General features: G+C 48.6%; 12 protein-coding genes. 2 read left to right on the forward strand and 10 right to left on the reverse strand.

Features of this window, described 5'->3' with window-relative positions:
- Positions 1-36 precede the first annotated feature (36 nt).
- The 10 genes from DFP98_RS12220 to DFP98_RS12265 form a co-directional block, all read right to left on the reverse strand.
- Positions 37-222 carry a hypothetical protein gene (locus DFP98_RS12220; protein WP_116060872.1) on the reverse strand — a complete coding sequence of 62 codons (186 nt, stop codon included), beginning with the start codon at positions 220-222 and terminating at the stop codon, positions 37-39.
- A 1-nt stretch (position 223) separates the two neighbouring features.
- Positions 224-535, reverse strand: coding sequence for a hypothetical protein (locus tag DFP98_RS12225; RefSeq protein ID WP_220377086.1), 312 nt, complete (start codon positions 533-535; stop codon positions 224-226).
- A gap of 127 nt (positions 536-662) precedes the next feature.
- The gene (locus DFP98_RS12230) at positions 663-3,806 is read right to left on the reverse strand and encodes an S-layer homology domain-containing protein (RefSeq protein WP_181917647.1); all 3,144 of its coding nucleotides are present in this window, start codon (positions 3,804-3,806) and stop codon (positions 663-665) included.
- 131 nt (positions 3,807-3,937) lie between these two features.
- Positions 3,938-8,092, reverse strand: coding sequence for a helix-turn-helix transcriptional regulator (locus DFP98_RS12235; RefSeq protein ID WP_220377087.1), 4,155 nt, complete (start codon positions 8,090-8,092; stop codon positions 3,938-3,940).
- Between the two features lie 684 nt (positions 8,093-8,776).
- On the reverse strand, positions 8,777-9,916 hold the full coding sequence (gene dnaN / locus DFP98_RS12240; protein WP_116060876.1) for a DNA polymerase III subunit beta: 1,140 nt from the start codon (positions 9,914-9,916) through the stop codon (positions 8,777-8,779).
- A gap of 16 nt (positions 9,917-9,932) precedes the next feature.
- Positions 9,933-10,166, reverse strand: coding sequence for a ribbon-helix-helix domain-containing protein (locus tag DFP98_RS12245; protein ID WP_116060877.1), 234 nt, complete (start codon positions 10,164-10,166; stop codon positions 9,933-9,935).
- A gap of 184 nt (positions 10,167-10,350) precedes the next feature.
- Positions 10,351-10,662 (reverse strand): hypothetical protein, encoded by a 312-nt coding sequence (locus DFP98_RS12250; RefSeq protein WP_116060878.1) that lies wholly within the window; start codon positions 10,660-10,662, stop codon positions 10,351-10,353.
- Between the two features lie 389 nt (positions 10,663-11,051).
- The gene (locus tag DFP98_RS12255; RefSeq protein ID WP_116060879.1) at positions 11,052-11,723 is read right to left on the reverse strand and encodes a hypothetical protein; all 672 of its coding nucleotides are present in this window, start codon (positions 11,721-11,723) and stop codon (positions 11,052-11,054) included.
- 505 nt (positions 11,724-12,228) lie between these two features.
- Entirely contained in the window at positions 12,229-12,600 is a 372-nt protein-coding gene (locus DFP98_RS12260; protein WP_116060880.1) for an ASCH domain-containing protein, read from the reverse strand.
- The gene (locus DFP98_RS12265; protein ID WP_116060881.1) at positions 12,578-13,627 is read right to left on the reverse strand and encodes an N-acetyltransferase; all 1,050 of its coding nucleotides are present in this window, start codon (positions 13,625-13,627) and stop codon (positions 12,578-12,580) included. Before DFP98_RS12265 ends, DFP98_RS12260 begins: the two co-directional genes overlap by 23 nt.
- Before the next feature lie 121 nt (positions 13,628-13,748).
- Here DFP98_RS12265 and DFP98_RS12270 point away from each other — a divergent pair, with 121 nt between their 5' ends.
- Positions 13,749-14,264, forward strand: a complete 516-nt coding sequence (locus tag DFP98_RS12270) for an ATP-binding protein (protein WP_246016517.1) — start codon at positions 13,749-13,751, stop codon at positions 14,262-14,264.
- A gap of 165 nt (positions 14,265-14,429) precedes the next feature.
- Positions 14,430-14,900, forward strand: coding sequence for a hypothetical protein (locus tag DFP98_RS12275; protein ID WP_116060883.1), 471 nt, complete (start codon positions 14,430-14,432; stop codon positions 14,898-14,900).
- The last annotated feature ends 12 nt before the right edge of the window (positions 14,901-14,912 follow it).

Consider the following 14,912-nt stretch of genomic DNA (forward strand, 5'->3'; position numbering starts at 1 on the left):
GACTGGGTGCCCTCTTTTGCGTAACTATATAACCAATCAGGGCCTAGATGCCGGGTGCTCCGTTTCGATTGGCACCCATTTGCATTGCTTCATGAGTTCAATCGCCCTATGTGTCTCTTCGAAGACTTCCTCGCGCTTCCCATCCGGTACAGGCACTGCCAGCAAGCCTCTGGAGAGCTCCTCCAGTTCGCTCATTCCCTCGAACAGTCGCTTGTCTCGCATGTCATGTCCCTCCTTCTTCGAAGTAGGTATCCACCAGTTGCTTCGCCCTTGGCGTCGCAATGAATAGCCGATTTGCTCCCATCGCCTCTGCGCGAAGCGCACGAACGTAATAATCCACCAATCCCGTGTTCGCGTCGAAGGCAACGCAACCTTCGCATCCCGCCTCGAAGCTACGCTTGCACGCAATGGCAAACAGGTGGGCTCCGACACCTATGAATTCCTGCCGTTCACTTCCAATATTCCACGGCGCGTTCTCGACCAGGTACACTTCCACCCAGCTCACCCTTACGCCGAGGCATACGATCCCTTGCAAGAAAACACCCCAACCAAATAGAATAGAAGCGCAATAGGAAAGCTGCGATTCGACGAAAACACTCTTCTCCACAACCAGCCGGTTATGGGCCGGCTGGCTCGAAGGAACGCGATGAATGATTACATTGTCACTTAAGCGAATCCAACAGCGCCTTCAATTGCGGATTCATCTCCAGCACGTTCAAGATGATCTGCAGCGCTTCCGCGCGGGTGGCCTTGCCTCCGGGATCGAATTTCCCGTTCCCTTTGCCATTAATGACTCCCGCCTGTGCCTCAGCCATGATCTCTTCGGCCGCGTAAGAATCCTTCAGATCATTGAAGTTTCCTTTTGTCGTATCCTTCCTCACGTCGGTCAGATTAATGATCCGAGACAGCATGATGACCATTTCCTCGCGCGTAATCGTGTGATCCGGTCTGAACGTGCCGTCCTTGTAGCCCGTGATTATCCCTGCATAAGCAAGCTTCTTAATAGAGCTGTTCGCCCAATGATTCCCGATATCGCTTAATGCTGCGCTCGTCGTGCCGCTGCCTGGCTGGAAGTCGAATACACGGTTCAGCAGCTCTGCAAATTCGGCACGTGTGATCGTACCATCCGCTCTAAACTTGCCATCCTCGTAGCCTTTCATGAAATGCAGCTTGACGAATAGATGGATCGTCTTCTCCGCCCAGTGCCCTTGGATTTCGGCTAGATCAGCGTTAAGATTTGCTCGCTTAGCCTCCGCGGCTGCGGCCTCGAACCTTGCGATTAATTCGACTAAGTTAATCATGCTGTCGTTATAGGGATTCACTTCCGGCTCCGTAGGCACAGGCCCTGTAGGCGCAGGTTCCGGATCAGGCGTTGCGCTTGGCGTTGGCGTCCATGTCCCCCCGCCGCCGGAAGGCGCGCTTGGCGTTACCGCATTGGAGGCCACGGAAGCCGCGCTGCTGCCCGCTCCATTAATAGCCTTCACCGTGAACGTATACGCGACTCCGTTGGATAGCCCGGTTACCGTGATCGGGCTTGATGTCCCCGTTACGGACCTATTCCCCGGCGAGGCCGTCACCTCGTAGTTCATAATCGCGCTCCCTCCATTCGCCGGAGCCGTGAAGCTGACGGTTGCTTGTCCATTGCCTGCCGTTGCAGTCACGCCCGTTGGCGCCTCCGGAACGGTCCGGGGCGTTGCGCTTACTTCATTGGAAGCTGCGCTATCTCCGGATGGATTCATCGCCTTGACGACAAAATAATAGGTAGTCCCATTCGTTAAACCGACGACATCGTACACCGACCCGCTCACCGTAGCCACCGCATCTTTGTAACTGTCTGAAGCCGTCCGCTGATATACGGCGTAGCTGACTGACCCATATACCTCGCTCCAGGTCAACCGCACGTGGCTGTCCCCAGCTGTAACCGAATCCACAGTTGGCGCAGCAGTGCCAGGCCAAGGAAGCGTGACCGTCGCTCCCGTGATCGGCGACAATCCCGGCGCATCGAAGGCGAGCTGCGCGCCCGTTACCTCGGCTGCGTTCGTGGCGCCGAGGCCCGTGAAGGTAGCGACGCCCGCGCTTGCCGTCGCCGTTGCCGCTCCCGTTAGCGTCCATCCGCCTGCATCTTTCTTGGATGCCGTCACAACCGTGCTGCTGTCACCCGTGCTAACATTGCCGTAAGCATCGAGAAGCTTCACAGCGGGCTGTTGCGCGAATGCGCCCCCATTGACGGTTGGTGCCGCCGCATCTGTAACTATCGCCATCGAAGCCGCGATACCCGCTACCGGCGTGAGGGTTACCATGTTCGTCGCCGGCGTGGCCACGTCAGCCACGCTGAACCCGATCGTCTGCAGTGCCGCCTTATTTAACTGCAAATTCGGCGTAGCTACCCCATTCGTGAACGTGACGCTGATCGTGTTCGGACCCGCCGTCAAGGCCGTCCCGTTAAAGCTGCCGTAAGAGCCGTCCGGCGCTTGTGCGTAGCCGAAGATCGTCACCTCGTGCGCTCCGTTAAACATTGTATTCGTAAGCCCCTCCGAGTTCTTCACCGTCAGCGTAACCGCATCATCCACTCCGACTCCCGGTGTTGGGTCGGCGATGGCTGCGCTCACGGTATATGGACCAGCGCCAGGATAGCTCATTACGGTTGCCTTACCGTTGTGTCCACCATCCATATAGACGACATAAGGGGTGCCGCTGCGGTCTATCGCTATCGATGTATAATTAGACTCAGCTGCCGAAAAGCCCGCTCCGCCTACAGTCACCCAACTATTGGAGGTTCCATCGTATTTCTTCACCGTTGCTCTACTACCGGCAACTGCTTGATCCCGATAGACAATATAGAGAGTTCCACTGCTGTCTATCGCTATCGATGTTTGAGTGGAACTGTAGAAGCTGCCTGCACCGCCTAGGGTCTCCCATTCGCGGGTGGTTCCATTGTATTTCCTCACGATTGGTGCATAGGAGCCTGCGTATCCGATATAGACTACATAAGGAGTGCCGTTTGCGTCTATTACCATTTTTGACGAAAGACCCTTAAGTGTTGAATTAGCCACATTGCCCACGGTCTCCCATTGGCTAGTCGCTCCATTGTATTTAACCACCGATGGATTAGGCTGATCTTGTTGGTGTGCAAGAACATCATTGACAACATAAGGGGTTCCGTTGCGGTCTATCGCTATCGATGTATTTTTAGCGCCAACTCCTGCGTAGCCCGCACTGCCTACCGGTTCCCATTCATTAGTGGTTTTATTGTATTTCATCACAATTAACTTATCGTCGTGTTCAACATCCGCATAGGCAATATAAGGGGTGTCGCTGCGGTCTATTGCTATGGATGTCCCAGAAGCCATACTTGGTGAAAAGCCCACACCGCCTACAGGTTCCCATTTTCTAGAGGTATCATTGTATTTCATCACCGTTGTCTTAATGCCGTTTGCATCATCCACATAGCCAACATAAGGGGTGCCGCTGCCGTCTATCGCTATCGACGAAGAATAAACCATACCATCCGAAAAGCTCGCATCGCCTACAGTCACCCAACTGTTGGAGGTTCTATCGTATTTCTTCACCGTTACTCTGCCGCCGGTTGTATCCTCCTCATAGACAACATAAGGGGTGCCACTGGGGTCTATCGCTATCGATGTGTTGAGAGCCCCTCCATCCGAGAAGCCCTCATCCCCTACGGCCTGCCAATCCACCGCTGCGGCCGCCTTAACTACCGGCTGCTCCATAGGAAGCAGCTGAATGAACAACCCGAAGATCAGCATCCCGATCCAAAGTCTACGATGACGCTTTGCTGCTTTCATTGTTATTCCTCCCTCGTTAGGTCTATATGACATACAAAAATCTCCTATATTTCGCTCTTTGCCATTAGCATAGAGCGAAATATAGGAGATTGTAGTCCTACGAAAGTCGTACGTCCGAAAAAAATAAATGATTACAGCAAGTCTAACGCTTTTGCACGGGCGACGGCTTGCCCGCGCCGCTTCACGCCCAGCTTGCCGAATATCCGGGTCGTATGCGTCTTCACCGTCGTCTCGGCAATGTCGAATTGCTCCGCGATCTCCCGGTTGGATAGACCCGCCGCGATGGCGGACAAGATTGCGGATTCCCGCGCCGTTAGCGGTTCTATGAGAGCATCCGACTCCGATCTTGCCTCTTGAGCAACGTACTCCTCGCTTCTGCCCGCATGTTTATTCGCCACCAGGCTCCGATAGATCTCTCGGGTCGCCAACCACTCCAGCACGCTTACGTCCCGGCTTGCAAACACGTTCGACACATGCCGATTTTCTAAATAGAGAGCGAAGGCTGCCTGCTCCCCTGGCACAGTAAGCGGCATGCTAAGCACCGATCGAGGACCCTTCTCCGTGAAATAGGCATCTTTCGCAAAATAACTCAAATACGCATCGGCAAGCACGACCGGTTCCTTCGTCCCCATCGTGTGTCGCAGTACGCTCTCCGCATACAACGCAGACGCCCCCAACGTCGACATCGCTTCCAGTCGCGCCTCGATTGCGAAGCCATCCTTGCTGAAGCTTACGACCAGCCCCCGCTCTGCCCCCGTCTGGCGCAGCGCCGCCTCCAGAAGACGAGCCGCCCATTCGCCCTCGCTTGCGTCGTTACCTATAACGACCTGTCGCAGCCCTGCATTCTCGCCCGCCGCGATCCCTTGTGCGACCCAATCGTCCGGCTGCGGCAAGCTTAGGCTTGCACGGTCATCTACTCCCCATCCCAACGCATCATGAATCTTGGAAGCGCTAGACGTCAGATCGGGACGTTCCCGCCGAATCTGCGTTACTTTGTGCGTAATGCCCCACTGGGAATAGGCCGCGCAAGCATCCAGCATCGCAATCATGGCTCCCGATCGGCTAAGCAGCTCCTCTTCATAGTAGATGGCCAGCCGTTCGCAAGCGATGCCTTCCAAGAGCCCGTTCTTCTCCACTCTCGCCTGCTTGGCCGCCGACCAGTATTCGCTTAGCACATCGCTAGACTTACCGGCGATCCTCTCCCACTCCGCCCGTAACAGCTTATGCGCGGAGGAGTTCGCTCCGAGGTATCCTTCCCATTTCGTCATCTTGCGTAATTGCTTGCGAAGCGCTTGCCTAATGCGCCTCTGTTCGCGCGAATCCGCGTAAGGATAGGAAGCAGCTAAGGCCAACGTCTCGTGCACGCGATGTTTGCGAATTCTTACCCAGTCCGCCCCCATCTCATTGCCCCGGGCCCGCTTCGCCCAATAGAGGGCCTCCCGGTAACGACCGGACACGACGGCCGCTTCCAGCTTGCAGCAATAACTGAAGTTGTCGTCGGACTGCCATTCGCTTGGCGTGATCACCGAATTAGGAATCGCGATGAACCGCTCCAACTCCGTTTCCTCTCGAAGGGCGGCCGCATAGCCGCTGGCAATGAGGGCGATCTCCGTCGTTTTCTCATTCGCTTTAGGTCGCACGCGCTTGGCGAAGTAATCCAGTAACGCTTCGAGCTTGTACACGTCGCCGGTGTGCGTAATGAAGCAAGTCACGACGGCCATGTTAACGAAGCCGTTATCCCCGGATTCCAATCCCCTGCGCAACGCTTGCTCCAGATAGGACGAGCCTTCTGCGGGATTGTCCATTTGGACGGACATTCCTTTGATGTACGCCAGCCGATACCCGTAGTGTGAAGTCGATAGATTCAGCTCCGGCAGATTCACCAACTCGTTGAACAAGGAGCCCCGCATGAACCCTGGAATCGCCCTTTGCAGGAGAACCTCGTACATCCCGATGAGACAGACCAGCGCCTCGTTAATTCCCTCGCCGATCCCATAACGAATGAATCGGGCGTACAACACCATGGAGGCTGCCGGACTGTACACGATCATGGGAAAAGCAAGCTCCAGCATAAGCCCGCACAGCGCTTCGAATTCCGAATCCGGATGAGCGCGGCGAGACGGAAGTTGACGAAGCTTGCGGGATAATACAAACCGGGTCTGCAGCAATTCCTTGATGGTCAACGGAACGGAAGGATGACCGTTCATCTTCCATCCATATTCTCTTAACGCGTCGCCGACATACCGAATGACGGACCCGTCGTTCTCGAACACATGGAGTTGAATGAGCACCGCCCAAATCTGATCACGTTCGACCCGGCTTAACCTCTCGCCGCGACTCTTCAAGTCCAGCAACAAATCCCGTGCTTGTACCCTCTCGCCGCGCATATACAATGCCCGAGATTGCATGAGCTTCAGACCGAAATAAGCCGATCCCGACTCGATTTCCTTCGGTTCGCCCAACAGCCGAAGTCCGGTTTCGGCATATCGTATCGTCAATGCATAATCGGCATGCTCCAGAACCATCGATCCGGCTTGCAGATTATCCGCCGCCAATTGCCTGGCTTCCCGCTCCGGCATCGCCGCGACGCCCAGATTCAGATGGTCGATCGCCGCTAGCAGCGAGGCGCCTTCTCCCTCCTGCAGATCGCTTCTTAATAACTGACCGATCCGCCAATGCCGCTGCGCGTTGCGCTCTGCATCGTAGGCATAGGCCAATCCCCGTAGATGGTCATGCAAGAATACATACGAGCGATCCCGATCGTTGCCCGGATGCGTCTTCTGATCTTCGCATCCAACGATTCCTTCCGTCTCCGCGACGCGGAGCCCGACCATTGCCTCGTCGGGCAGACACCCGCATGCTTCGGCGAGAAGCAATAACCCAAAAGAGGAGCCGATCGCCGCCCCCATCGCTAACAGTGCCTTCGAATCCTCCGAAAGCTTGGCGTAATTCTCGTTCATCCGCTGCAGATCGGCCTGTGCATCATGCACGCTTCGCACGGCGTCCTCATCCCACGTCCATTGCCGATTCCGATCATCGAAAGCCAGCTTCTTCTCCAGAAACCAGTCTTCCAGCATACGGCGTAGCTCTCTTGGCGAACCTCCTGTACGATTATACGCCGCCCTGGCCAACAAGCGGGTACGGAGGGAGCGATCGTGCAGCGCATCCGCAATGTAACGCCAGACTTCCTCGTAGCCAAGCGGCAGCAACGCTACCCGCTCCTCCGGGTAGTCGTTCATCCGATCCGTAAGCCAAGACGCCGCCGTAGCGTTAGCATCCCGGCGCGCTAGCGCGGTGCCGCAAGCGCCTATAATCAGGAGCCCCGATACGGCCTTCCCATGCGCTAACTCGCGCAAGACTTCAAGCGTGCCTGCATCGGCATGCTCCAAGTGATCGATGAACAGCACAAGGGCAGGAACACATTCCGTCAAGCAACGAAGAAGTCTAGGGAGTATGACACCAAAGCGTCTATTCGCCTCCGCCGCATCTGCGACGACGGATATCGTCTCTGTCGTGCGGAACAGCGGCATGGCTTCGGGCAATAGAACTGCGATTGTCCGCAGTTCCCCGCCGAAATCGGTCTGCAGTCTTTCCTTCGCCCTCTCCAAGACTTCGGCAGGTTCGCTCCACAGTTGCTGAATCCACTGACGCAAGGCTTGAATCAACGGTTCGTAGATATCGGACTGCCGCGATGCCGAAGATAAGCCCCCTTCCACGAAGCGTACCCCATGCCGTATTGCCGTGTGCCGCAAGTCATGAACAAGCGTCGTTATGCCGCTCCCCGCCTCGCCGACGATCCAGCGCAGCGATTGGCCTCCGCCTATGGCCTGCTCCAACCCGGATTCCAGTTGTCTCATGGCATCTTCCCGGCCGTACCGGGCTTCCGAGAAGCGTAACGTACGCCGTGCGTCCAATCGGCCGAGCTCGAATGAAGACAACTTGCCGTCTGCAGTCAACAGCTTCCGGCACTGCTGCAGATCGTCAAGCAACCCGTAAGCGCTCTGATAGCGATCATCGGGCGATTTGGCGAGCAGCTTCGCAATGATCATCTCTATCGATCCGGCCGCATCCGGCCGGAGCTCGGACAGCGGATGCGGCATTTTCGCAATATGCGCGGTTTCCCAATCGTCTTGGTTATCGGGCAAGAATGGCAATCGACCGGTTAACGCCTCGTAATACATAACTCCCAATGCATACAGATCGCTGCGTCCATCCGGAACGCGGCCTAATCTACCGGATTGCTCAGGGGCAAGATACGGCCGTTGCCATTCTAAACTTTCAGCCAAGCGTGCCGAACCGCCGTCCTGCGTCACCATTATATTAGCGGGATTCAAACAGCCGATGATCGGGGTCTGTTGGTGCTCGCGTCGCACCATCTCCGCTAGCCCATTCGCCAGTTGTATAAAATTCGCGATTTCTAATCGTGCGCCACCGAGATAAGAATACAACCGCTCATCGTGTCTTATGATCATGCAATCCTATCTATATAGATATAGAAGTATTCCCTATCCTAATTTAATCACAATAATCTTTTATTTGAAACATTCTCAGAGTTAACCTGAATTACATAAACCTCGCCTGAGCAGCAGAAAGGGACCCTTCCTTTATCTAGAAGAGCCCCTTTCTCTACTATATTCAATACGCAGCACAAGATCATCATGACGATTTTTTGCAGTTACAACAACAGTAACTGAATGCTAGCAGCAATTGTACTGATGGGCATGAATAAACTTATAGATTGTAGTGATTCTAAGGTTATGGCCAACAACGCTACAAATTTCGCTCTATAGATGATACGGTTCAGCTTAATGGGTCTATCGACGAAAAATGCGAAAGGAGCTGCCGTAGGCAGGATCGAACCCCCATAGTTATTGATTGAACATTCATAATAATATACAGAAGGCCACCAAAGTAATCGGCAGCCTTACAATGATGATTGAACTATCGTAACCGTTAGGGTAACCTCTATTTTAAGTGAAAGAGCTTGCAGTTCTAACTGGCGTAATCAAAAACAGGGAAGCAGAAGTGTCCTCCACAGGAAGAATCATGATCGGACTCATGCTTCCCGAATAACTTATCTTGATCGATTCTTTATCGATGCATCGGAGGATATCCATCAATAACTTGCCGTTCAGCGAGACAATGAATTTGTCGCCACTCAAGGTCTGGAGCTGTACCTCCTCCTCCGTTTCTCCGAGCTCCGCCGTTTTGGATGTCAGTTCAACGCTTTCGGGGGTCACCGACAATCTAATGATGTTATCGCCGGCAAGCACACAGGCTCTCTCGACCGCATGAAGCAAACTTGATTTCTCCATGACAACCTGTGATATACAACGCTGCGGAATGATGTTTTTGACGGATGGAAATGCGCCCTCGATTAGCGCAGAATGAATTTGCAAGTTGTTCATGGCAAAACCTATTTGTCGGAGACCTGTTTCGATCTCGATAAGCCCCTCTTCGGCACTGAACATTTTGGCAACTTCCTTGAGGTTATTCGCAGGGATGATTACATTCGATATGTCTGTAGCTTGACCGTTGATCGGAATCGTCAAGGCTGCTAATCGAATGCCGTCCGTAGCCATTAGATGGAGCAACTCATTGCCAAAAACCAGGGAAACGCCAGTTATCACTGGTCTTGTCTCCGACGTAGACGCGGCAAAAGCTGTCTGCTTCACGGCTTTTAGGAAGGACCCGTTTGCAAGACGCAACTTACGTACGGGATCTGGGGATAACGAATGGTTGAAAGACGGAAACTCTACAGGATCCATTCCGCATAAGCGAATTTGGGATTTCCCCGACTCAATGGTTAGAAACCACCTTTCCTTCGCTTCTAATAAGATTGGACCTACACTCAGCTTGCGAATAATCTCGTAAAAATACCGTCCGGGAACGACGATAGCCCCTGCCTTTTGCACAGTAGCCGAGCTATCACCTAACGGAATACGATATTGGATAGCCAAACTTGTGTTGCTTGCCGTCATAATAATTCCATCCTCATTGGTGTGTATTCTCACTCCCGAGAGAATGGGAATTGGATTATTAGCCGATACCGCACGTAAAACGTGCTGTAGCGCGAGCAGAAGCGCATCATGCGCGACTTGGACGAGCATGCATCTCACCTGCACTTTATTTAAAGTTCGCTTCCACTAATCGACGGAGTGCTTCGGAACGGGATACTCTATGCTTCTCACAATGCATATCTAGTCTCTCCCACATTTCATCCGTCAAAGTAAGAGAAACTTTCTTCGTTACGCCGATGCTCTTCCTTCCTGCTCCCTCCCGATGTCCGCCTTTAGTGAACATAAAACCAAGCTGACCTTCTTTATTAGAAACTCCGACTTTAATCGTATTGGCGTTCACACAATTCACGCCCCTTTATTGATTTTGGTAACTAAAATCATACGACGTCAATCTAATTTTAGCATAAAAAAGCCAATCTGCAATATGGCTTCAGAATGGCTTTGGATACAGATATTATCTTAGAGAAGCTTTTATTGTTTTTACTATTGTTCCTCGTTAACGTAACACAATACCCATTAATTCGTTATTGGTTACTGTATACGCTGCGATCAAGCAGATTCACTACTTCCTCTCGCGTAAGTGACATTTGTTTCATCATTGACTCAATCAGTTCTTCCGTGAAAACCATCTTCACATCCCCCCCGAAACGAGCTATATGCTCCGAATAAGCTTGCAGCGCCTCCCCCCTGTCGGTCGGCTCAATAAATGAAATATGATCAGTCTCTAGCTCAAGATATTCGCAGCTAATTCCCCTGATACATGCTTCTATGACAGCTTCATCAATACCTTCACTCGGATACCATACTTCCAATATAAAATCCTTGTTTAAAATCATAGTAAGGTGCTTCAACTTTCGAACGTCTTAAATAATTTTCAAAGTCCAGTGCTAGTGTTCCGGAGCTTCTAATTGGATGTTATGACTGTATTAGTCCAATAGTTGAATTTATGTTTCTCACACGATTCTCTGGGACGATATGATGCGAACCACTAGTAATCTTTGATGCAAGGTTATGCACACTAGTTAATATTGCTTGGTAATCATGAGGCACCTTACTTTCATTCACCACCAAGTGGAAACATGCCGAAAAGAAATTAAATACTAAAGATCTACGGTAGATGATGGATGTAGAAATAATGGATTGCCTGCACTGACAGTATGACGCGTTGGCTGTTAAAGTGGCACACCTTAAATCGTAAAGGTTTATGGGCTATGAGCGTATTTTATCAACTGTGAATCGAGCTCTTAGTGTTCTTAATATTCCTACTAAATACAAACTCCATAAATCTTCTAACGTACTCATAGATCTCCAACATATTTTCGTAAGTTAATATTATAGCTCCATCGATCACAAACACATTTAGTTCTTCTTCATATTTCCGTTTTTTATCTTCTCTCCCTACCATCCCGCAGCGATGTATAAAATCATTTCTTAAATCACTTATTACAGTCATCTTTCCCCATAAAAAGTCTGATTTTATTGTTTCGACATTAACTATATTCTCTAGATATTTTATGCTCCGTCTGATCCCTTTGTCCTTTTCAGAAGTAAAGTCGGAGAATTTACTTGTTAAACTCAAATGATCTTCACAGATATTACAATATCTATCTAAAGAGGCTTCTAATATTGAGAACAATGTCAACAAATAAGATTGATACGCTAAGGGAGTAATTCTATGATAGCTTTGAACAATTTGCATGGATTTATCATACTCTTTCCAATCACTAATATTATCTTGGGCAATTTTTATATTTTTGCTAATAATATCACGAATACTATAATTCGTACTTTCAATTAATTCTTTAAGTCCAAATAATTCGAAATGCCATGCATAGAGAATTAAACTTCGGAAATCTTTAGTGTCATAGTCCTCAAGATTAGGGAAAATAAAACTCACTCCTTGCTTTATTATTTATTTCGAATTTCCGATAACTTCTTATTCATGAACTTCGTGAATACCTATGTTATAAGCCTTGTATCTGAAAACAATTACTAATACCTATCATACTACGATATGGAAAATAGTGGACAATTTCCTGGTCAAAATAAACTAAAAACCCCTAAAACCAAAGGTCTTAGAGGCTCGAAATCTCACTATTCCACACGCCCCACCAACATTCCAAAGCATTTCCCCATGTAAAAATTTCGCCGTCACTTATGGCCCTGCTTCCCGATTAATCTAATCGCCTGATACACCTGCTTCAGCAGAGCACATGCCAGGAAGCTGTCGGCCGCGTCGAACTCACTTTTAACGATGAGACCGAAAAGCCTTTTTTTAACGCAGCCCCTTACTCCGATAGCATGTCGGAAGGAACTTTTCCTTTGGAAGCCCCTGCAATTGACAAGGTATTTTCCATAACAATATAAAAGGTCTCGACCTTAAAAGTCGAAACCGAGTTCGTTTAATCAATATAACAAAAAGATTGAGGCGCTCGAAAACTGCTATCCTGAATAGTGGGATCGTAAGGATGTTCATATTGTACTACCTTTGAGATCTTTATCGCGTAACCTTCCGTTCGATCTCCAAAATAATCCTGAAAATAACTGTAACTAATGCCAGAATCTTTTTGTGTGGATGACCAAATGGACTCAGGAGAATCGTTTAAAATATATTCTATAAATAGTTCCCCTACAATCTTTCCCTCAGGTTTGGTTGAGTACACTACTATTGATTCAACATCTTTTTTGAAAATCGTACGGCGGTACTCGTACTTCTTCTCTCCTGCGAATATCTTTTCAACAAATTCCGGCCTAATCGATAACAAGACTTTCATGTGCATCACCTACCTGCAAGATGGAATCGAACTGATTGTCGGTCAGCTCAAAAAATGTCCAACGATCACTCTCAATCCCAAGTTGTTCTATAAGCTGCCCTCGAGTCAGCTTCTTCCTAAGAGCAATATTATACACCATCTTTATCACGTGATGGCGCTGGTTTTCGAAATAAATACCTTGCAATTCCTCTTTGGTGTACACACTATATTTTTCACAATAATCAAGGAATGCTCCAACATCAATAAAGTTCTTTTTATATTTAACCTCTTCTACAACACAAATAGAAGTGGCCACAGACCTGAATCTCGCTTGACCTGGCCTGTCACTAGTTCTATAAATCACTATTATATCACCAGGTCTAAGCCCAGAAACTGGTGCCGCAGAAATAAAGACTTTATGGATACTGTTTGTGTGTGAAACATCCTCAAGAATGTCAAAGCGCTCATTATTAAGAATTGAGTCTGGAAAAAGTCTGGTGTGGAATTCCGGATAAATGGAGAGAATATGCTTCCTTTTTCCTCTTTGACTTATTCTTGGATAGTCCAAGAGTATACTATTCTTTGTTTCGGTTAAGGGTTTCCACAACACAAGTTCTACACCCATTGCAGACTCCTTAGTAGAACGCTGCGTAAAGCCATATTTCAGAAATAGATTAACCAATCCTTCATGTTTTTCAAATACAGTAACATAAATACCTTCTACACCTGTATTAATCGCAACGTCTATGGCCCTCTTTATAAATCGTTCTCCTAGCCTTGTTCCGTGTGGATTTACTTTCATTGTACCTATTTTCAATACAGATTTCGCTTCTATAGATGGCGTGACATCCTCGATTGGACCCTTCTCTACCTTTAGGTAAAGAAATGCCTCCAATTTTCCCCCAGAATTATACAGCACATATGCCCTTTCTTGAGCTTTCTTTGCAAACCAATTTTCGAAACCCGGATAGTCTCCTTTAAGACTATCGAAAAAGGGGTCTGTAAGTTCGATTTCAGAGAAAAGTTTATGCTGGATATATCCTTCCAAGATAGTCACATCCTTATTGAGTCTGAATCCCCTTCCATGTTACCATATTTTTGAATCATTGGTAGTATTGATTTTGGTATAGTTCATATAAGCCGATCGGGGGATTGAACTTGTGAGAAAAATGATTTTTATTGGAGGCATTCATGGCGTAGGTAAAACCTCTTTATGCAAGGATGTCGCTAAGCAATACGAAATCCCTCACTTTTCGGCGAGCAAGTTAATTTCTAATGAAAAAGAAGAAATCTATTCGCACAATAAATTGATTCCCGATATAGAGCTGAACCAAGATTTCCTCTCAAATTCATTAAATCGCCTTACTGTTAATGGCTGGTTTTTGCTAGACGGTCACTTCTGCCTTCTTAATCAGTCCAGTGAAATTACACGAATCCCTTTAACTACATTTAGTAAATTATCACCTACCTCAATCATTGTACTAGCTGATTTAGTAAGCTCTATTCAAGAAAGATTTTCTCAAAGAGATGGCTACAAATTCAATTCTATCCTCCTTGAAGCCTTTCAAACTGCAGAGATTGAGTATGCTCGTGAAATCAGCAATAGTCTCAATATCCCCTTATTTGTGGCTCAGTCTGGAGACATCAAGAGCATTCATGTATTTATAGATAGGATTATGCAATAAACCAAGTCCCAGCCGAATTTTTCGCCGTCACTTATGGTACATTTTAGCGTCCCCTTTGTCTGCAACATTTATATATATCTTTATGTTATATCCAGATATGCCATCCACCTAAAATATGTTAATATTTACGAATAGATTTGAATTCATAAACAGTGAGGTCGAGAAATGACAGTCGGAATGGGTATACGCGTGGGATCTTCGGCAGTACATTTTGCCGTTTTTAACGTTTTGCCAGACGGCACAGTTGAACCATTTCTTATCGATAAAATTACCGTACCGGAAGCGACGGATAACCCGCATAAACTTTCTTATATCAGGACAAACCTACTTTCAATCATTATGCGCTTTAACGTGACAAATGCCGGGATCAGGATTTCTGAGAATACAGCTCAAACAATCAGTAACTTTAGGTTATATCTCGAAGGCGTCATTCAGGAACTGTTTGTTGATAGCTCCGTTGAAAAGTACTTTTTAGGTAATAAAGCCACTCTCGCTAGACTTCTCGGAGTAACAACTGCCGACATCACAGGTTACATCGACGGCGTTAATGACATCGCCAACATACCAGATATCCCAAAAAGTCATTTGGAGAAACGAGAAAGTATTTTAACAGGACTTGGCTCTTTAGAACTCTAGGAGTGTGAGATC

The sequence above is a fragment of the Cohnella phaseoli genome, from assembly GCF_003386235.1.
GTDB classification, from domain to species: Bacteria; Bacillota; Bacilli; order Paenibacillales; family Paenibacillaceae; genus Cohnella; species Cohnella phaseoli.

What these genes read in the sequence shown, in the direction of transcription:
- DFP98_RS12270 (WP_246016517.1), top strand. Translation starts at nt 13,749, where the DNA reads ATGATTTTTATTGGAGGCATTCATGGCGTAGGTAAAACCTCTTTATGC.
- dnaN (WP_116060876.1), bottom strand. Translation starts at nt 9,916, where the DNA reads ATGCTCGTCCAAGTCGCGCATGATGCGCTTCTGCTCGCGCTACAGCAC.
- DFP98_RS12260 (WP_116060880.1), bottom strand. Translation starts at nt 12,600, where the DNA reads ATGAAAGTCTTGTTATCGATTAGGCCGGAATTTGTTGAAAAGATATTC.
- DFP98_RS12275 (WP_116060883.1), top strand. Translation starts at nt 14,430, where the DNA reads ATGACAGTCGGAATGGGTATACGCGTGGGATCTTCGGCAGTACATTTT.
- DFP98_RS12230 (WP_181917647.1), bottom strand. Translation starts at nt 3,806, where the DNA reads ATGAAAGCAGCAAAGCGTCATCGTAGACTTTGGATCGGGATGCTGATC.
- DFP98_RS12220 (WP_116060872.1), bottom strand. Translation starts at nt 222, where the DNA reads ATGCGAGACAAGCGACTGTTCGAGGGAATGAGCGAACTGGAGGAGCTC.
- DFP98_RS12250 (WP_116060878.1), bottom strand. Translation starts at nt 10,662, where the DNA reads ATGATTTTAAACAAGGATTTTATATTGGAAGTATGGTATCCGAGTGAA.